The sequence below is a fragment of the Roseivivax marinus genome, from assembly GCF_900109705.1.
In the GTDB taxonomy this organism is placed as follows: domain Bacteria; phylum Pseudomonadota; class Alphaproteobacteria; order Rhodobacterales; family Rhodobacteraceae; genus Roseivivax; species Roseivivax marinus.
This window is the reverse complement of sequence record NZ_FOAI01000012.1, coordinates 74,504-94,090: the sequence shown is the minus strand read 5'-3', so window position 1 is coordinate 94,090 and position 19,587 is coordinate 74,504. Positions and strand designations below refer to the sequence as shown.

The 19,587-nt window shown below is 68.1% G+C and carries 13 protein-coding genes; 6 read left to right on the top strand and 7 right to left on the bottom strand.

The annotated features are described in order from the left end of the window. Positions 1-62 precede the first annotated feature (62 nt). The 6 genes from xylB to BMX29_RS14695 form a co-directional block, all read right to left on the bottom strand. Complete coding sequence (gene xylB / locus BMX29_RS14720) at positions 63-1,514, bottom strand: xylulokinase (RefSeq protein WP_092814198.1); 1,452 nt, start codon at positions 1,512-1,514, stop codon at positions 63-65. 71 nt (positions 1,515-1,585) lie between these two features. Beyond that, on the bottom strand, positions 1,586-2,512 hold the full coding sequence (locus BMX29_RS14715; RefSeq protein ID WP_092814195.1) for an ornithine cyclodeaminase family protein: 927 nt from the start codon (positions 2,510-2,512) through the stop codon (positions 1,586-1,588). 260 nt (positions 2,513-2,772) lie between these two features. Further along, positions 2,773-4,785 (bottom strand): CocE/NonD family hydrolase, encoded by a 2,013-nt coding sequence (locus BMX29_RS14710; protein ID WP_092814192.1) that lies wholly within the window; start codon positions 4,783-4,785, stop codon positions 2,773-2,775. Between the two features lie 136 nt (positions 4,786-4,921). Further along, the gene (locus BMX29_RS14705) at positions 4,922-6,220 is read right to left on the bottom strand and encodes an ATP-grasp domain-containing protein (protein ID WP_092814190.1); all 1,299 of its coding nucleotides are present in this window, start codon (positions 6,218-6,220) and stop codon (positions 4,922-4,924) included. A gap of 81 nt (positions 6,221-6,301) precedes the next feature. Then, a complete protein-coding gene (gene cphA, locus BMX29_RS14700; RefSeq protein WP_092814188.1) occupies positions 6,302-8,950 on the bottom strand; it encodes a cyanophycin synthetase in 2,649 nt (882 codons plus the stop codon). Further along, positions 8,937-9,809, bottom strand: a complete 873-nt coding sequence (locus tag BMX29_RS14695; protein WP_092814185.1) for a cyanophycinase — start codon at positions 9,807-9,809, stop codon at positions 8,937-8,939. The genes cphA and BMX29_RS14695 overlap by 14 nt, the downstream gene beginning before the upstream one ends. 179 nt (positions 9,810-9,988) lie before the next feature. Between BMX29_RS14695 and BMX29_RS14690 the strand changes: the two genes are divergently transcribed. The 6 genes from BMX29_RS14690 to BMX29_RS14665 all read left to right on the top strand — a co-directional run bounded on the left by BMX29_RS14690 (position 9,989) and on the right by BMX29_RS14665 (position 16,738). Further along, positions 9,989-10,915 carry an isoaspartyl peptidase/L-asparaginase family protein gene (locus tag BMX29_RS14690; RefSeq protein WP_092814183.1) on the top strand — a complete coding sequence of 309 codons (927 nt, stop codon included), beginning with the start codon at positions 9,989-9,991 and terminating at the stop codon, positions 10,913-10,915. 384 nt (positions 10,916-11,299) lie between these two features. Further along, positions 11,300-12,283, top strand: a complete 984-nt coding sequence (locus BMX29_RS14685) for an ABC transporter substrate-binding protein (RefSeq protein WP_092814181.1) — start codon at positions 11,300-11,302, stop codon at positions 12,281-12,283. A gap of 144 nt (positions 12,284-12,427) precedes the next feature. Next, on the top strand, positions 12,428-13,426 hold the full coding sequence (locus BMX29_RS14680; protein WP_092814178.1) for an ABC transporter substrate-binding protein: 999 nt from the start codon (positions 12,428-12,430) through the stop codon (positions 13,424-13,426). 127 nt (positions 13,427-13,553) lie between these two features. Continuing rightward, positions 13,554-14,528, top strand: a complete 975-nt coding sequence (locus tag BMX29_RS14675) for an ABC transporter substrate-binding protein (RefSeq protein ID WP_092814175.1) — start codon at positions 13,554-13,556, stop codon at positions 14,526-14,528. A 98-nt stretch (positions 14,529-14,626) separates the two neighbouring features. Then, positions 14,627-15,670 carry an ABC transporter permease gene (locus BMX29_RS14670; protein WP_043843219.1) on the top strand — a complete coding sequence of 348 codons (1,044 nt, stop codon included), beginning with the start codon at positions 14,627-14,629 and terminating at the stop codon, positions 15,668-15,670. A gap of 12 nt (positions 15,671-15,682) precedes the next feature. Next, positions 15,683-16,738 carry a quaternary amine ABC transporter ATP-binding protein gene (locus BMX29_RS14665; protein ID WP_092814172.1) on the top strand — a complete coding sequence of 352 codons (1,056 nt, stop codon included), beginning with the start codon at positions 15,683-15,685 and terminating at the stop codon, positions 16,736-16,738. 390 nt (positions 16,739-17,128) lie between these two features. Here the strand turns inward: BMX29_RS14665 and BMX29_RS14660 are convergent, their stop codons facing one another. Continuing rightward, positions 17,129-19,501: a Tex family protein gene (locus tag BMX29_RS14660; protein ID WP_092814169.1), complete on the bottom strand. Its 2,373-nt coding sequence runs from the start codon at positions 19,499-19,501 to the stop codon at positions 17,129-17,131. Between the last annotated feature and the right edge of the window lie 86 nt (positions 19,502-19,587).

The window sequence follows — 19,587 nt, the reverse complement described above, 5'->3', positions numbered from 1 at the left end:
AGCCTCTGAAATTGTCTACCGTTGTATACCGTTTCGTTCCGACCGGGTCCACCGGCCCTCGTCTACTGCGCGGCGCGGATCGCGGGGTAGGCCTCGCGAAAGCGCCCATGGGCCTCGGCGTAGACGTCGCGCAGCTCGCTTACCGGCTCAACGGCCGCGCCAAGCTCGGGTTTCGAGAGAATGTCATCGGGGTTCGCACCGGTGTCCGCGATCAGGCCGAGCCGGGCCACGCCCAGCGCCGCGCCGAACTCGCCCCCCTCGGGCAGGTGCAGCGGCACGCCGGTGATCGTGGCGATCAGGCGCAGCCAGTAGGCCGAGCGCGTGCCGCCGCCGATGGCGATCAAGCGCTCGAGCTCGGCACCGGTCTCGCGCAGCGCGAAGAAGCTGTCGGCAAGGCCGAAGGCCACGCCCTCGAGCACCGCGCGGGTCATGTCGTCGCGCGTGGTGTCCTGCCCGAGCCCGGTGAAGCTGCCGCGGATGGCGGCGTCGTTGTGCGGCGTCCGCTCGCCCGACAGGTACGGCAGGAAGCGCACGCGCCCCGGTCCCGCGGGCGTGTCGCCGAGGGGCGCGGTCAGCTCCGCCGGGCTGGCGCCGGTGATCCGGGCCAGCCAGTTGAGACTGTCGGTGGCCGAGAGCATCACGCCCATCTGGTACCACCGCCCCGGCACCGCGTGGCAGAAGGTGTGCACCGCCGTCTCCGGCGCGGGCACGTAGCCGTCGCGGGCCGCCAGAAGCACGCCCGAGGTCCCGAGCGAGACGAACCCGTCGCCCTCGGCGCGCGCGCCGATCCCGCAGGCCGCGGCGGCGTTGTCGCCGGCCCCGCCCGCCACGGTGACCGGCTGCGACAGGCCCCACCGGCCACGCAGGTCGTCGCGCAGCCGGCCCGCGGCCGCGCAGCCCTCGACCAGGCGGGGCATCTGGTCGCGGCGCATGTGGCCGACCTCCAGCAACCGGTCGGACCAGTCCCGCGCGCCTGTGTCGAGCCACGCGGTGCCGGCGGCGTCCGACATGTCGCAGACATGTTCTCCGGTCAGGTAGAGGTTCAGGTAGGCCGCGGGCAGCAGCACCTTGGCCGTGCGGGCGAAGAGGTCAGGCTCGTGTGCCTCGACCCAGGCGAGCTTGGGCGCGGTGAAACCGGGAAAGACGATATTGCCCGACAACGCGCGGACGTCCCGGGCGGTGTCGAGGCGCGCGGCCTCCTCGTGGCTGCGGGTGTCGTTCCAGAGGATGCAGGGCCGCAGCACCTGGTCGTCCGCGTCCAGCAGCGTGGCGCCGTGCATGTGCCCGGCGACCCCGATGCCGCGCAGCTCGGCAAACTCGGGATGCCCGGCGGAGAGGTCCGCCACCGCGCCCTCCAGCGCCTCGATCCAGGCGGCCGGGTCCTGCTCGGCCCAGCCGGCGTGGGGATGCGATACGGAATAGGACCGCTCGGCCGAGCCCACGGGACGGCCCTCGCCGTCCACCAGCAGCGCCCGCAGGCCCGACGTGCCCAGATCGATGCCAAGATAGCTCATGCGGTGGCCTCCCTCTCGTTCCCGGGCACCCATAGCGTTCCGCGCGCGTCTCGGAAAGGCCGGTGCGGACCTCAGGCGGTGCGGGCGATCCAGTCGGCGATCATCAGGTCCATATGCGCGCCGCCGCCGTTCTTGAAGACAGTGACCGCGTCGTCCGTGGGACGGCCCGGGACACCGCCGGCGATCAGGTCGTAGAAATCCGCGCGCACCGCCTCCGGGCCGATGACACCCGCCTCGATGGGGATGGTCAGCTCCCCGATATGGCCGAGCGTGGTCTCGCGGCTGTCGACGAAAAGCACGCCGCCCAAGATCAGCGCGTCGTCGGCCTCGCGCATGTCGGCCTTGAAGGCGCCGATCAGATCAACATGGGTGCCGGGCGCGATCCACGCGCCGCGCAGAACCGGGGTGCGGGCCATGGTGGCGCTGGACACGATGTCGGCCTGCCCCGCCGCCTGTTCGAGATCGGCGACCGCAGCGACCGGCACGAGGCCCCCGGCCGCCCGCGCCAGAGCCTCGGCCCGCTCGGGACGCCGGGCCCAGACCGAGATCCGCTCGAGCGACGGAAAGGCGGCGGAATAGGCACCGACGAGGCTCTGCGCCACGGTTCCCGCGCCCACGATCAGCAGGTGCCGCGGGTCCGGCCGCGCCAGAAGCCGGGCCCCCAGAACCGAGTCGGCGGCGGTCTTGATCTCGGTGACGAGCCGGCTTTCCACGATCGCGGTCAGCTGCCCCTGCTCCGGCGCGAAGACGAACATCGCGCCCTGCACGCTCGGCAGTCCGGCGGCGGGATTGTCGCCGAACACCGTCACCGACTTCACGCCGTATCCCAGCCCCTCGATCCGGGCCGCGCGGGTCAGGAGCGTGCCCTCGGGCGGCCCGAGGAACAGGTCGCCGATCTCGGCCTTGGGGCGGCGGTGGCCGTCCTCCAGCGCGGCGAGCGCACCGGGCCAGTCCAGCGCGGACCGTGCGCCGTCGTAGGTAATGATGCGAGCGTCCATGCGCGGGCCTCCGTGGGGTGAGCCCGCTCAGGGGACACGGGCACGCCGTTCGGTGCAAGGGGCGATGGGGACATGCCGCGCGACACGAAACGCGCGCTGGCGCCCTCGCGACAACGGGTCACGTTCGCCGCACCGAAGCCCCGTCACGGGGCTTCTTCTCGTCCCAAATACTCTCGCCGAAGGCGGCCCGACGCGGATCGCGCGCGGGATAGACCGGTCGATGCGGCGGCGGACATCAGACGCCGCCGCCTGCATGTCCCTCAGACCAGGTTGCGCGGGATGCGTTCGTCCCAGCTCTGGTCGCGGACCAGGTCCTCGCCGTCCCAGGCCTGCATCCGCGCCTCGATGCGGAAATGCGTGGCGTCCGAGGTCAGCTGGGTCTCGGTCAGGGTGCGGACGCGCCATTCGCCGCGCGCCATGACATGTTCCCACGCCACGCGGCCGGTGACCGAGGTCGGGTCGTTCGGCAGGACCGAGTACACCTCCTCGCAGTCGGCGGAGTGGTAGAAGTCCTGCCCCACGATTGTCACCGCGCCCTCGTGGTCGGTCACGCGCACGGTGATACGGTCGGTGTCGCGGTCCTCGGTCACGGTCCAGGTGGATTGCGGCGGCACGTCCACGTCCAGCGGCAGAGGCTCGGCGGCGCGGGGCGTGCCGAGATCGGGGCCCGCGGGCACCTCTCCGGTCAGAAGCGGCAGGTGCAGGAGCGTGCGGTCGGTGTCCACGGAGAGCGTCGCCGTCTCGGGTGCGGGCCACGCGATGGGGAAGTAGGCGGACGAGATCGACAGCCGCATCCGGTGCCCGGCGCGGAAGGTCTGCGCCACGTGCTTCAGCGGCACGCGCACTTCGTAGGTCTTGCCCGGGACCAGTGGTTCGGGGAACTCGTGCCCGTTGCGGTGGGTGAGGTTCAGAAGCCCGTAGCAGACCCGCGTCGCGGCGCCGTCTGGGGCCACGTCCGACACCCGGACCGCCACCTGCGCGACCGGACGGTCGGCGGTGAAGCTGAGCGACAGCGTGCCGTCGCCCACGAGATGCATGGGCGCCTCGAGCGGCTCGGTCGTGTAGGTCAGGCTGCCGGCGTCGTCGCGGCGCTGGTCGCCGGGCTGGTCGCCGGGATGCGCGTATGAGCACCACTTGCCGCCATGCGTGCCGACCCAGAGCGGCGAGGCGATGTCCTGCACGTCGCGCGGCGCGCCATCGACGCCCAGCGTGCCATCCGACCCCAGCGGGAACGCCACCGAGGCGACCTCGGGGGCCGGCCAGGATGGGAGCGCGATCCACTGCCCCTCGCGGTAGTCGTAGTGCGAGCGCGGCTCGGCATGATCCTGCAGGTAGAGGGTCAGCGCGGGCTCGGCGTCAATCCCGGTGTCGCGGTCCTTGAGCCAGCGATCCCACCACCGGACCTCCTCGGTCAGCCAGTCGATGGCGGGTCCGGGTTCGCCCAGGTGCGGATACTTGTGCGACCAAGGCCCGACGATGCCCTTGGCGGGGCTCTTCAGCTTCTCGACCAGCCGGAAGACCGACCGGCAATAGCCGTCGGCCCAGCCCGAAACGGCATAGACCGGCACCTCGATGTCGTCCCAGTCCTCGCAGACCGAGCCGTGCTTCCAGAAATCGTCGCGGGTCTGGTGTTCGAGCCAGGTCTTGAGCCAGAGGCCCGAACCGTCGAGTCGCTCTTCCCAGAGCCGGCGCCAGTCGTCGCCCACATGGGCGGGGTCCGGCGGCAGGGTGTTGATCCCGAACATGACCGACGCCCATGAGAGCTGATCCACCAGAAGCGTGCCGCCCATGTAGTGGATGTCGTCGGCATAGCGATCGTCGGTCGAGCAGATGGTGACCACCGCCTTCAGCGCGGGCGGGCGCAGCGCGGCGATCTGGAGGCCGTTGAAGCCGCCCCACGAGATTCCGACGATCCCCACGCCGCCGTCGCACCATGCCTGGTCGGCGATCCACGCGATGGCGTCGCAGCCGTCCTGAAGCTCGATCTCGGTGTACTCGTCCTCCATGACGCCCTCGGACTCGCCGGTGCCGCGGATGTCGAGACGGACATAGGCGTAGCCCCGCGCCGCGATCCACGGCGCCCGGGCATGGTCACGTTCGAGCGTCTTGTCGTTCTTTCGGTAGGGAATGTACTCGAGAACCGCCGGCACGGGCGCGTCCTCGGCCCCCTCGGGCATCCAGATCCGCGCGGCGAGGTGCGTGCCGTCGGGCATCGGGATTCGCACGTGTTCGAGTTCCCGAACGTCGCGGGGAAGGTCCTGGTCGATCTTCATGGAGGGGCTCGATTCTCGGATAGGGAAGGCAGGGAGACGGCAACAGGCTATGCCGCGCGGGCGCTCGGCTGTCCAGCGCGGCGCACCGGTACGTGACGCGGTGTCGGGCGGGCGTGATCGCGCCGCCCCACGCGCCTCATTCGACGATGTCCGTGAACTCGAAGTTCAACCGCTTCATCACCTGTTCGTAGTTCCACAACAGCTTGGACTGCTTTCCCGCCCCCATCCAGACGGAGGCCACGGCAAAAGAGTAGGCGTCCTGTTCGGGCAGCTCCGAAAGCTGCATGCCCTTCTTCACGTAGGACACGATCCGCGTGCCCTCGACCTGCTCGGCCGCGACCTCGATCTCGGCGCGGGACGGCGCACGGGCCACGGTCGCGTCGCGGAAGAACACCCGGTAGAAGAACTCGGCCGCCACGTTCTCGGGGCCCTCGCCGCTCGGCATATCGGGCTTGCGACCGAGGCCGAGATCCACCGTCACCTGCTGGTGGCTCACGCCGTCGACCATCTCGAACAGGTCGCAGTGTGACTGCGCGATGCGGGTGTTGATCTCCAGCAGCCAGATCTTGTCCTGCACCTCGTCCCAGTAATACTCGATGTTGAAGCCCGCGTTGTCGTAGCCGATGTGACTCATGATCGTGCGCGTGATCTCCCACATCTTGTCCTGCACCTTCTTCGGAAGCTGCGAGGGGTAGAGGTAGTAGAAGAAGCTCAGCACCTGCGGGTAACGGATCGAGTCGACGGTCCCGTAGGGCACCACGTTCCCGTCGTGGACGTAGCCCTCGACCGTGCACTGACGGCCGCCGATGACCTGCTCGGCCATGCAGTAGTGGCCCTCCACGCGCGCGATGTCGTCGGGCAGGTTGGCCTGGCTCAGGACGTGATCGAAGGGCTCGCCGATCGTGCGGATCTCGGCGCGGAGCTTCTCGGTCGCGTAGTCGAAGTCCTCGGGGCTGTCGATGCGGAAGCCGAGGCGCGAGCCCGACGACTTGATCGGCTTCACGAAGAAAGGAAACCGCAGGTCGGCTTCGCCGATTTTCGACAGCGCCTCGTCATCGAACGGGTCGAAGGCGGTGAACTTCGGGATGTGGTCGGGGATCACCTCCTTCATCACGGCGCGCGACCAGAACTTGTGCTCGCACTTCAGCAGGCTCTCAAGCGAGGCCTGCTTGGTGCCGTATTTCTCGCACAGGATCGGCAGCATGGTCGAGACCGGGAAGTCGATGTAGCCGACGATGGCGTCGATCGATCCGTCGAAGGCGTCGAGGGTGGCCTCGGCCTCCTTCAGCATCTCGGGGATGTCGAAATCCTGCGTCTCGGAGACCTGCGCGGGCGTCAGCAACGGGTGAAACGCCACGTCCTCGACGCCGCGCAGACGCTTGAGACGCTCGGCGTTCAGGTCGTTCATGCCGATGACGAATACGTTCTTGGTCATGGGGGTCTGTCCTCCCGGAGCATACGGGACGCGCGCGCCCGCCGGTTGCCTCCGGCGGTGCGCCACGCGTCGTGTCTTGGTTCAGGTCTGGGCGAGTTCCGCCTGGGTCGGGAAGGACCGCCCCTTGAGGCGCTCGGTCGTGCCCTCGATGTCGTCCACGAGCAGCAGCAGGAAGTCGCCCTCGCGGGCCTCTTCCATCGCCCGCTCCACGGCCTCGGCCTCGCCCATGATGACCTCGACGCGGCCCGCCGCGCCCGATTGCTTGGCGCCCTCCGAGATCAGCTTAGCGACCTCGCCCTCGGACCGGCCGCGGGCGTCGGTCTCGTAGACGAAGACCGAGTCGCACATCTTGGCCAACTGTGCGCCCAGCGCCTGCAGATCCTCGTCGCGCCGGTTGCCGGGCGCCGTGGAGACCGCGATCTTGCGCTGCGTGCCGAGACCGTTGACCAGCGGTTCCAGCGCCTCGAGCGCGGGCACGTTGTGGCCGTAGTCGATCAGGCACTTCACGCCGTGCGCCTCGAAGTAGTTGGTGCGGCCGGGCATCTGCGCGGGGGTCGGGTGGAACGTCAGAAGGCCTGCGCGGATGTCGTCAATCTCGATCCCGTGGGCCAGCGCCGCGGCCGCGGCCGCCATGGCGTTCTGGACGTTGAAGGGCGCGTGCCCCTCGAACGCGATCGGCACGTCGTTGACCTCGACGATCTCGACCGTGACCTTGCCGCGCAGCAGGACGATCTTGCCGTTCTTCACGGTCATTACCATGCCGAGATTGCCCAGATGCTCGGTCAGGGCGGGGTTCTCGGGGTCCATCGTGAAGTAGATGATCTGCCCGCGCGCCCAGTAGGTGCCGTGCTCCATCACGAGGGGGTCGTCCGCGTTCAGAACGCAGTAGCCGCCTTCCTCCTTGCGCTTCACGGCGTCGACGACGACCGTCTTGCAGCGCGCCAGTTCCTCGAGCGTGTGGATGTCCCGTTCGCCCAGGTGATCCGAGGCGATATTCATCAGGATGCCCACGTCGGCCTCGTCGAAGCCGAGGCCCCGGCGCATGATGCCGCCGCGCGCGACCTCGAGGACCGCATGCTCGACCGTAGGCTCGCGCAGAACGGCCTGGGCCGCGGCGGGACCGGAATAGTCGCCGCGCAGGATCACGTTGTTGTCGATCTCGACGGTGCCGGTGCAGCCCATGCCCACCGACCAGCCGGCCTGGCGCAGGATGTGACTGGTGAGGCGGGTCGTCGTTGTCTTGCCGTTCGTGCCCGTGATCGCGGTAATCGGGATCCGGCCGTCGTCGGACTGGTCGGGGAACAGCATGTCGACGATGTGCTCGCCCACCGGACGCGGATGACCGTGGGTCGGGGCCATGTGCATCCGAAAGCCGGGGCCGGCGTTGACCTCGACCACACCGGCCGATTGCTGGTCGAGCGGCACGGACACGGTTTCGCACAGCAGGTCGATGCCGATCACGTCGAGGCCCACGAGACGGCCGATCCGCTCCATCGCGAACTTGACCTCGGGGTGCACCTCGTCGGTGAGGTCGGTCGCGGTGCCGCCGGTCGAGATGTTGGCGGTGGACTTGAGGAACGCAAGCTCCCCCTTGGGCAGCACGGTGTCGAGCGAGAAACCCGCCTGCTCCAGCATCCGGTGGGTCTGTTCGTCCACCTTGATCTGGGTGAGCAGGTTCTCGTGCCCCACGCCGCGGCGCGGGTCCTCGTTCTCGCGGTCGATGAGCCACTGGATCGTGTGTTCGCCGTCGCCCTCCACGTGGGCAGGTCGGCGACGCGCGGCGGCGACGAGCTTGCCGCCGATGACCAGCATCCGGTGATCCTCGCCGCGGATGTAGCTTTCCACGATGACGCCGGCATATTCGTCGCGGGCCCGCGCCACGGCGGCGTCGTAGCCCGAGCGCAGATCCTCGTCCGAGCCGATGTCGGTGGTCACGCCGCGCCCGTGGTTGCCCGAAAGCGGCTTGGTCACGACCGGCCAGCCGATCCACGCGGCGGCCTCCTGCGCCTCTTCGAAGGAATAGCACGTCTGGCCGCGGGGCACGGGCACGCCGGCGTCGCCGAGGATCTGCTTCGTCCAGTCCTTGTCGTCGGCGATCGAGTGGCCGATGATTCCCGACGCATCCGTGACGGTCGCCTGGAAGCGGCGCTGCTTGATGCCGTGTCCGAGCTGCGTGTAGCTCGTGCCCTCGGTCAGGTTGTAGGCGGGGATGTTACGCGCCTTGGCCGCGTTCACGATCGAGCCGGTCGAGGGGCCGAGCGCGTTGGCGTCACGGACCTCTTTCAGGTGGTCGATATGCGGCTGAAGGTCGACTTCGTCGCCATCGTAGAGCTTCTGCACGATGTCGACCGCGGCCTCGCCGGCGGCGATGCCGGTGGCCTCGTCGCGGTAGCGGTAGACGACGTTGTAGACGGCGGGTTCGTAGCTATCGACGGTCTTGCCGTAGCCAACCGAGAAACCCACGAGATTTTGCAGCTCGATCGCGACATGTTCGACCATGTGGCCGGCCCATGTGCCGTTTCGCACCCGCTGCAGAAAACCGCCCGGCTCGCCAACGGAGCAGCGGTGGTCGTGAATGGATGGGATCAGCGCCTCGAGACGCTCGGCGATGCCCGGAACCTTGTCGGACGGGCGCTCTTCGAGTTCCTCGACATCGAGGCGCATGTAGATGGCTTGATAGCGGCTGTAATAGTTGGGGCCGCGCAGTGCACGGTGTTCAAGTATACGCAATCCTACGCTCCAGGCTTTCTGCCTCGAGCTCCTCCGGCCCGAGGACCCGCTGGTCCGTCAGGCTGTATCCGTACCCGTCGACCAGCGCATGCATTCTAACGCCGGAAACCGCGACCGGTTCCCCATCAGCCAACTCGAACACATTCGAACGTTCGATTCCAGAGCTGTCCACGAGGATCACGTGCCCGTCGCCGAAAACACGGATGGTATCGCCGTCGAATTGAACAGCTGCATCCTCGCCAAGGCCCACGCCGAGATATTCGGGATTGGTCGCGCCCACCTCCATCAGTCGCGAGAAGCGCCCGCGCTCGAGGAAATGCGTATCGATGATGACGCCGTCGACAAGGCCGAAGCCTGCCGCCATCTTGACCGCGCCCTTGCGGAGGGCGTCGTCGGCAGCACCGCCGTAGACCATGGTGGCCGACTGGCAGGCCGCACCGGCGCTGGTGCCGGCGATGACCATGCCGGCCTCGTGTCGTTCGCGGATGGCGTCGAGCGCATCCGACCCGCCGAAGATGTTGGTCAGCCGCATCTGGTCGCCGCCAGAGATGAACAGAACGTCGGACCGGCGGATCATGTCGGTGAACCGGCCCTCGGCCGAGTCGGCGCGTTCACGCACCCGGACATCGAGCACCTCGGAGGCGCCGAGGCTGCGGAACGCGTCGTCGTAGCCCTTGAACACGTCGTCGGGGATCGCGCTGGCGGTCGTGATGACGCCGACGACCGGATCGGGCTTTCCGCTCAGCTTCATAACGCGGCGCAGCACGTTCGATGCGGAAGTCTTGTTCTCTGCCCCGCCAATGGCGACCAGCGCGCCCTTGGTGGGCGTCTCTCGGGGAATGGCTACGCTCATGTTCATCACTTTGTCTCCGCCACGCGACATGCGTCCAGATATTGTGGCGAGTTTACCAGCATTCAGTTAAGGGGACAGCACCGTGCACCGTTATTTGATGTTTGGCGACCCTACTGCCACATTTTTTGGCGCACCGACCGGCGCCGCCGCGCCGAATAGCACATCTGAAGAGGCTTCGACATCGCATGAGCACCGGATTTTCGCTGGCCATCCACGGCGGCGCGGGCGTTCTGCCCACCGCCGACATGACCCAGGAGCGCGCCGCCCGCACCCATGCCGCGCTCGACCGCATCCTTGCGGTGGGCGAGGCGATCCTGTTGCGCGGCGGATCGGCGCTCGACGCGGTTGACGCCACGGTCTGCGCGCTGGAGGACGAGCCGCTGTTCAACGCCGGACGCGGCGCGGTCTTCACCCGGGCGGGCACCCACGAGATGGACGCGTGCATCATGGACGGCAGGACCCGCGCGGCGGGGGCCGTCGCCGGGATCATGGGCCCGCGCAACCCGGTGCGCACGGCGCGCGCGGTCATGGAGGCCACGCCTCACGTCCTGATGATCGGCGACGGCGCGCTCGAGGTCGCGCGGGCCGCCGACCTGCCCTTCGAGGACGCCGACTACTTCTTCACGCAGGAGCGCCGCGACGCCCTCGACAGCACTTTGGCGATGGAGGCGGCCGGGACGCTCGACGACGATCCTTCCCGCCGACACGGCACCGTAGGGGCGGTGGCGCGCGACCGCGACGGCAATGTCGCCGCCGCGACCTCGACCGGAGGCATGACAGCCAAGCGGGCGGGCCGTGTGGGCGACAGCCCGGTGATCGGCGCCGGCACCTTTGCCTCGAACGCCACCTGCGCGGTGTCGGCCACGGGCGACGGCGAAGCGTTCCTGCGCCTCTCGGTCGCCCACGAAATCGACGCCCGGATGCGGCTCGCCGGCGCCGATCTCGACACCGCGGCGCGCGGCGTGGTGATCGACGATCTGACGGCCATCGGCGGCTCGGGCGGGCTGATCGCCGTCGGTGCGGACGGCGCAATCTCCCTGCCCTTCAATTGCGAGGGCATGTATCGCGGCTGGAGCCGCGAAGGCGACGATCGGGGTACGGCGATCTACTGAGGGACGCCGCCCCACCCGATTCCGCGAGACCCGCGGGATCGGCATCGGCGCGATCGCGCCGGTCACGGCGGCCGTCGCGCATCACACGATTTCCGACGCGGGTCAGCGTCGGATACCGAGAAGCCGCGCCCCGAATGCTGTCAGAGTATGCAGAAAGCGACCTGCGAATGTCGTTTTCCGGCGATTTTACGCCTCGTCGGGGTAGACCGGCCCGATTTGCGCACTTACTGAATGCGACCGCGTTCCGGCCGAGACCGGCGGAATGCCGCCGATGATTGCGCCGCGCACGACCGCGGCGCGGCGGCCGGACCTGCGATCACCCCGCCCGGGGTCGGGCCTTCCCGAGGTCACCCCCGGAGCCGATGGAACAACATAGAGGAAGTCATGAGACACCTCACGCTGACGACCGCGACCACCGCCCTCACCCTTCTTGCCGCTCCTGCCTTCGCGCAGGAGTCCGGCGAATGCGGCGAGGTCTCGATCTCCGAGATGAACTGGTCCTCCGCCGCCGTCGTGACCAACGTCGCGAACTTCATCATGGAGCAGGGCTACGGCTGCGACGTCTCGATCGTACCCTCCGACACGGTTCCGGCAGTCACCTCGCTGGCCGAGAACGGTGAGCCCGACATCGTCACCGAACTGTGGACCAACTCCACCGGCGAGGTCTACGAGCGCCTCAAGGAAGAGGGCCGCGTCGAGGAGCTGGGTGCCGTGCTCGATCCCGGCGGCGTCGAAGGCTGGTGGATCCCCGCCTACCTCGCCGAGGAGCACCCCGAGCTGACATCGATCGAAGGCATCCTCGAGAACCCCGAGCTGGTAGGAAGCCGCTTTCACAACTGCCCCGAAGGCTGGGGTTGCCGCGTGATGAACGACAATCTCCTCCCGGCCTTCGGCGTCGAAGAAGCGGGCATCGAGATCTTCAACCACGGCTCGGGCGAGACCCTGGCGACCTCGATGGCTTCGGCCTACGAGAGCGAGGAGCCGTGGTTCGGCTACTACTGGGCGCCGACCGCCCCGCTTGGCCGCTACGACATGGTGTCGGTCGACATGGGCGAGTTCGACGAGGAAGCGCACGCCGCCGCTCAGAACGCCGATTCCGATAACGTCGGGCAGACCAGCTTCCCGGCCGCCCCGGTGAGCACCGCGGTGACCACCAACTTCGCGGAAGAGCACCCGGACCTGACCGACTTCCTGTCGAACATGACGTTCGAGGTCGACACGATGAACCAGATCGTGGCGTGGATGGAAGAGAACTCGGCCTCGGGTGAAGAGGGCGCGGTCTACTTCCTGACCAACTACCAGGACACCTGGTCGAACTGGATCAACGACACGGCGCGCGAAAACCTCGCGTCGGTCCTGAACCAGTAACATGATACCGCGCCGGTGCGGGGCCCTGCCTTTCGCACCGGCGCATGTCCGTCCGAGCAGGCGAAAAGTGACTGGCCACATGGCCCGCGCGCAACAGGTGAGGGTCATCCGCTTCGAAATGAACCCATCGCCAGGATACTTCCCATGACACGATTTACCCCAAAGACGGCGGCGCTCTGCGCCGTGACGCTCGTCGTTGCCGCTCCCCTGCCCGCACTGGCCCAGGACGACGCGGCCGGCAGCTGCGGCGAGGTCTCGATCACCGAGATGAACTGGGCCTCGGCCTCCGTCGTGACCAGCGTCGCCAGCTTCCTGATGCAGCAGGGCTATGGCTGCGACGTGACCGTGGTGCCGTCCTCGATCACGCCGGCGCTGGCCTCGGTCGCCGAGAACGGCGAACCGGACGTGCTGACCGAGCTGTGGGTGAACTCCGCTCCGGTCTACGACCGTCTCGTCGAGGAAGGCGCGCTGGAGCCGCTGACCGAGGTGCTGCCCGACGGCAGCGTGCAGGGCTGGTACGTGCCCGACTACCTGATCGAGGAGCACCCCGAGCTCGCGACGCTCGAGGGCGTGCTGGAGAATCCCGACCTGCTCGACAACCGCTTCCACAACTGCCCCGAAGGCTGGGACTGCCGGACGGTCAACGACAACATCCTCGAGGCCGCGGGCTTCGAAGAGGCCGGTTTCGAGATCTTCAACCATGGTTCGGGTGAGACCATGGCGTCGTCCATCGGCGCGGCCTACACGTCCGAAGAGCCATGGATCGGCTACTACTGGTCGCCGACCGCGATCCTCGGGCGTTACCCGATGACCCGCATCGACATGGGCGGATTCGACGCCGAGGCCCACGCCTGCAACGAACAGGCCGATTGCGAGAATCCGCAGGTCTCGGCCTACCCCAACGCCGACGTCTACACCGTGGTCACCGACAGCTTCGCCGAACGTGAACCCGAAGTGACCGAGATGCTGCGCAACATGCAGTTCACCAACGACCAGATGAACGGCGTGCTGGCCTGGATGGAAGAGAACACCGCCTCCGCCGAGGAAGGCGCCGTCCATTTCCTGACCGAGAACACAGACCTCTGGTCCGACTGGCTGAACGAAAGCGCCCGCGAAAACCTCGCCGGCGTGCTGAACCGCTAAGTCATTGGCGCGGCGGGGCGACTTTTTCTCGCCTCGCCGTTCCAGACGCGGCTATGATTGACCGGTCAATCAAAACGCTCCGACAAAAGGGCGGGCCATACCGAAAACCGACAGGGATAAGAACACGATGAAACGCACACTTTCCATCGCCGCGCTGGGTCTGTCCACGCTGGCGGCCGCCCCGGCCTTCGCTCAGGACGACACGAGCTGCGGCGAGGTCTCGATCACCGAGATGAACTGGGCTTCGGGCTCGGTCGTCACCGGCGTCGCGACCTTTCTTATGCAGCAGGGCTATGGCTGCGACGTCACCGTCGTGCCGTCGTCCACCAACCCCGCGATCACCTCGGTCGCGGAAAGCGGTGAGCCGGACATCCTGACCGAACTGTGGGTGAACGCCGCGCCGGTCTACGACCGCCTCGAAGCCGAGGGCAAGGTCGAGGCGCTGACGGAGGTGCTGTCCGACGGCGGCGTCGAGGGTTGGTGGATCCCTGACTACCTGCTTGAAGCGCATCCCGAACTCGCCACGATCGAGGGCGTGCTGGAGAATCCCGAGCTGGTCGGCAACCGTTTCCACAATTGCCCCGACGGCTGGGCGTGCAAGACGGTGAACAACAACAACATCCGCGCGGCGGGTCTCGAAGAGGCCGGCATCGAGGTCTTCAACCACGGCTCGGGCGAGACCATGGCGACGTCGATCGCGTCCGCCTACGAGAACGAGGAACCCTGGTTCGGCTATTACTGGGCCCCGACCTCGGTCCTCGGCCGCTACCCCATGACCCGCGTGGACGTGGGCGGCTACGACGAGGAGGCGCACGACTGCAACTCGACCGAGGACTGCGCCGACCCGCAATTGTCGGCCTACCCCAACGGCAAGGTTCTGACGGTCGTGACCGAGAGCTTCGCAGAGGACGAGCCCGAAGTCGTCGACATGCTGCGCAATCTTCAGTTCACCAATGACCAGATGAACTCGATCCTCGCGTGGCAGCAGGAAAACTCCGCCACCGCCGAGGAAGCGGCGGTGCATTTCCTGCAGAACTACAAGGACACGTGGTCGAGCTGGCTGAACGACAGCGCGCGCGAGCGCCTGTCCTCGATGTTGTGATATAACGAATATGGGCGCGCGACCCCGCGAGGCGTCGCGCGCCGCACTCAAGACGCCCCCGAGAGGCGTCGGACCACGAACACGGGAAGAGGTTTCGCATGGCCACCTACGACTGGATATTCGACACGCTGGGCCTTCGGGGCTGGTGCGACGGCAGCGGCGGCGAGGACGGGGGCGGTTCGGCCCCGATGTCGATGGCCGACCTGATGAACCAGGCCGGGAACGCGCCCGAGCGGACGATCTGGGACACGCCGTTCCCGTCGATGGACGCGCTCAATGATGCCTGCGCGTCGTTTCCGCAGTCGCGCGAGCTGACCCGCGGGCTGGAGCGGGGCTTCCTCGACATCAAGGATGCGCTGTCCTACGTGCTCGATCCGCTGACCCAGCCGCTGAGCTGGGCGCTGTCGAATGCGCTGTCGCTGTTCCAGTCGGTGCCGTGGTGGATCATGATCCCGCTTCTGGCGCTGATCGTGCTGGTCATCAGCCGCTCGTGGAAGCTCATGGCCTTCGTCGCCGGCTCCTTCGCGCTGCTCGCGTTCATCGACTACTACGACTACGCCATGCAGACTCTGGCGATCATCTTCGTCTGCGCCTTCATATGCGTCCTTCTGGGCGTGCCGATCGGCATCGCCATGTCGCGGTCGGACAAGTTGCAGGCCGGCATGATCCCGGTGCTCGACATGCTCCAGACCCTGCCGCCCTTCGTCTACCTGATCCCGCTGATCTTCCTGTTCTCGGTGACCGAACCCAAGCTCTACGGCATCGCCATCATCCTCTACGCGATCGTGCCGGTGATCCGCCTGACGAACCTCGGCATCCGGCTGGTGGACAAGGAGGTGATCGAGGCCGCCGACGCCTTCGGCATGACCAAGCGCCAGAAGCTCTACGGCGTGCAGATCCCGCTGGCGCTGCCGAACATCATGGCCGGTGTGAACCAGACGATCATGATGTCGCTCGCCATGGTGGTGATCGCGTCGCTCGTCTCGGCCCCGGGCCTCGGCGTGCTGGTGCTGCGCGGCATCCGCAACCTCGAACTGGGCGTGGGCCTGATCTCGGGTCTCGGCATCGTGCTGCTCGCGGTCATCCTCGACCGCTCCACCAAGGCGGCGCTCGCGCGCGTCAACGCCGCGCAGAAGCATTGAGGAGGGCGCGACATGGCTGACCCCAAGATTTCCATCCGCAATCTCTACAAGATCTTCGGCGAGGACCCGAAGGGCGCCCTCACCCATGCCAAGGCCGGAATGCACAAGGCCGAATTGCTGGACCAGCACCGCCACGTGCTGGGCCTGCGCGACATCAATGTCGACATGGCCCCGGGCGAGATCACCGTCATCATGGGCCTTTCGGGCTCGGGCAAGTCGACGCTGATCCGGCACCTCAACCGGCTGATCGATCCCACCGACGGCGAGGTCTGGGTCGATGGCGACAACATCATGACCTACTCGGAGGCGGAGCTTCGCAAGGTGCGCCGCAAGAAGATGTCCATGGTGTTCCAGAAGTTCGCCCTCCTGCCCCACCGCACGGTGCTCGAGAACGCGGCCACGCCGATGATCGTCGACGGCGAGAAGCGGTCCGCGTGGGAGAAGGAAGCCACCAAGTGGCTCGACCGCGTCGGCCTCGAGGGACAGGGCCCGCAATATCCCCACCAGCTGTCGGGCGGGATGCAGCAGCGCGTGGGCATCGCCCGGGCGCTGACCTCGAACTCGGACATCATGCTGATGGACGAGGCGTTCTCGGCGCTCGACCCGCTGATCCGCACCGACATGCAGGACCTGCTGCTGGAGCTTCAGCGAGAGTTGCAGAAGACGGTGGTGTTCATCACCCACGACCTCGACGAGGCGCTCAAGCTCGCCGACCACCTGGTGATCCTGAAGGACGGCGAAGTGGTCCAGCAGGGCGAGCCGCAACACATCCTGGTGAACCCGAACGATCCCTACATCGTGGACTTCATCTCGGACATCAATCGCGCCCGCGTGTTGCGCGCGCGCACCGTGATGACCGAGACCGCCGACGCCCCCGCCGACGCGGCCGGGTCGGTGGACGAGAACGCCACGTTGGAGGATGTCATCGCCCAGGCCGGCGGCGACACGGACAAGACCTACCGTGTCACCCGCGACGGTCAGACCGTCGGCACCCTGCCGATGACCGACGTGGTCCGCGCACTGGTGCCGACCGCGGCCTCCGAGGACGGGATGCGCAAGGCGTCGTGAGCGGCACCCGTCGCGCATGACGCGCGCACGGCATATCGCCAGACACACAGAGGCCCGCGCCGCACCCCGGCACGGGCCTCGTCATTTTTCGGCACGCCCTTCCCGCTCACGTCGACGCCACGCGCCGCGTGTCGGGTCTCTTGCCTCGTGCTCACGCGGCAAAGTGGGATCCTGCGACCGCCCACGCAGGGTCGGATCGCGCCGGCGGAAGCGAGGGCCTTTCCGCCTTCTCCATCGCAGCACCTCGCGCCTCCGCGCGCCTTTTCGTCACGTTCCTCCAAGCCGTGCCCGGCCTTCCTGAGAGAGGGTCCGAACACGCGCCGGCCTCGGGGGCCACCGCTGAAGGGTTCCGTGAAAAAGGCAAGACCCGCAGCCGCGCCCCGGCGCGGCTCAGCGCTTCTTCATCGCGTCCATCAGCGCCGCGCCCAGCGCGCCGGGTTGGTCGCTCTCGCTCTTCGGGGCGGCCTTGCCCCCCTTGCCGCCTTGCGGGCCGCCCTTGCCGCGCTGGCCTTTGCCAGAAGACTGACCCTTGGGACCGCCCTGCCCCCGGCCCGGACGATCGTCGCCCCGCGCCGCGCGGTCCTCGCGCGCAGAGGCGCCGCCGTCCTTTTTCATGCTCAGCCCGATGCGCTTTCGGGGCACGTCCACCTCGGTCACGCGGACCTGCACCACGTCGCCGGCCTTCACCACCTCGTGCGGGTCCTTCACGAAGCGGTCGGCGAGCTGACTTACGTGAACCAGCCCGTCCTGATGCACACCGATGTCCACGAAGGCGCCAAACGCGGCGACGTTGGTCACCGTGCCTTCGAGGCGCATCCCCGGCTTGAGGTCGGTGATCTCGTCCACGCCCTCGGCAAAGGTCGCCGTCTTGAAGGTCGGACGCGGGTCGCGGCCGGGCTTTTCCAGTTCCGACAGGATGTCGCGCACCGTGGGCAGGCCGAAACGATCGTCCACGAACTGTTCCGCGCGCACACCGCGCAGGGCCGCCGGATCGGCTTGCAGCGCGCGCAGATCGCGGCCGCAGGCGGCGACGATCCGGCGCGCCACGTCGTAGGCCTCTGGGTGGACGGCGGACGCATCCAGAGGCTCCTTTCCGCCCGTGATCCGCAGAAAGCCGGCGCTCTGCTCAAAGGCCCGCGGCCCGAGGCGCGCGACCTTCAGCAATTCCTTGCGCGACGCGAAGGCGCCCGCGGTGTCGCGGTGCCCCACGATGGATTCGGCCAGCGCCGGGGTCAGCCCCGAGACGTGCGCCAGCAACGGCGCCGAGGCGGTGTTGAGGTCCACGCCCACGGCGTTCACCGCGTCCTCGACCACGGCCTCCAGCGACTTTGCCAGCCGCCGCTGGTCGACATCGTGCTGGTACTGACCGACGCCGATGCTCTTGGGCTCGATCTTTACCAACTCGGCGAGCGGATCCTGCAACCGCCGTGCGATGGACACCGCGCCCCGCAGCGACACGTCGAGATCCGGAAATTCCTTCGCCGCCAGTTCCGAGGCCGAGTAGACCGAGGCACCGGCCTCGCTCACCACCACCTTCGTGGGCGCCTTCACGCCCTTCGGCAGCATCGCCAGCGTGTCGGCCACCATCTTCTCGGTCTCGCGCGAGGCGGTGCCGTTGCCGATGGCGATCAGCTCGATCCCGTGCCGCGAGATCATGTCGAGAATCGCCGCCTGCGCCCCGCGCAGATCCTTCTTGGGCTGGAACGGGTAGAGCGTGTGGGTCGCCACCAGCTTGCCCGTCGCGTCGATGACCGCCGCCTTCACGCCGGTCCGGATGCCCGGATCGAGGCCCAGCGTCGGGCGCGCGCCCGCTGGCGCGGCCAGCAACAGGTCCCTGAGGTTCCGGGCGAAGACCGCGATGGCCTCCTCGTGGGCGCGGGCGCGCAACTCGGCCATGAGGTCGGTTGTCATCGTGCCCGACAGCTTGACCCGCCAGGCGAAGCCCGCGACGCCGCGCAGCCACGCGTCGCCCGGGCCGCTGCCGGACGGCTTCAGCCGCGCGGCCACCATCGCCTCGCAGCGCGGCTGGCCCTCTTCGGGGTCGGGGCCGATGTCGAAGTGGACGACGCCCTCCTTCCACGCACGCATCAACGCGAGCGCGCGGTGCGACGGCATGGTGGCGAACTTCTCGGAATGATCGAAGTAGTCCGAGAACTTGGCGCCCTTCTCCTCCTGTCCCGGCACGACCTTGGCGGTCACCACGGCCTCTTTCTGGAGAAACCCGCGCAGCTCGCCCACGAGGTCGGCGGTCTCCGACAGTTCCTCGACAACGATGTCCCGAGCCCCGGCAAGCGCGTCCTTCACCGTCGGCACCGCCTCGGTCACGTAGGCCGTCGCCAGCGTCTCCGGGTCGGCCGTGCGGTCGGCGAGGATCGCGTCGCGCAGGGGCTCCAGGCCGTTCTCGCGCGCGATCATCGCCTTGGTGCGGCGCTTGGGCTTGTAGGGCAGGTAGATGTCCTCGAGCTGCGCCTTGGTCTCGGCCCCGGCGATGGCGCGCGACAGCGCGTCGGTCAGCTTGTCCTGCTCGGAGATCGACTTGAGGATGGCGTCGCGCCGGTCGTCCAGCTCGCGCAGGTAGCCCAGCCGGTCGGCGAGCGTGCGCAGCTGTCCGTCGTCGAGCCCGCCTGTCGCCTCCTTGCGGTAACGCGCCACGAAGGGAACGGTCGCGCCGTCATCCAGCAGCCCGACCGCCGCGGCCACCTGCGCCGGGCGCGCGTCGATTTCCTCGGCAATGACCTGGGTGATGCGTGTGGCGCGGTCCATGAGCGATCCTTTCCGTATCGGGTCCACCCTCGATACGCGCGCACGGGCGCGAGCGAAAGCGCCGGACAGCCCGCCAGGCATGGCGG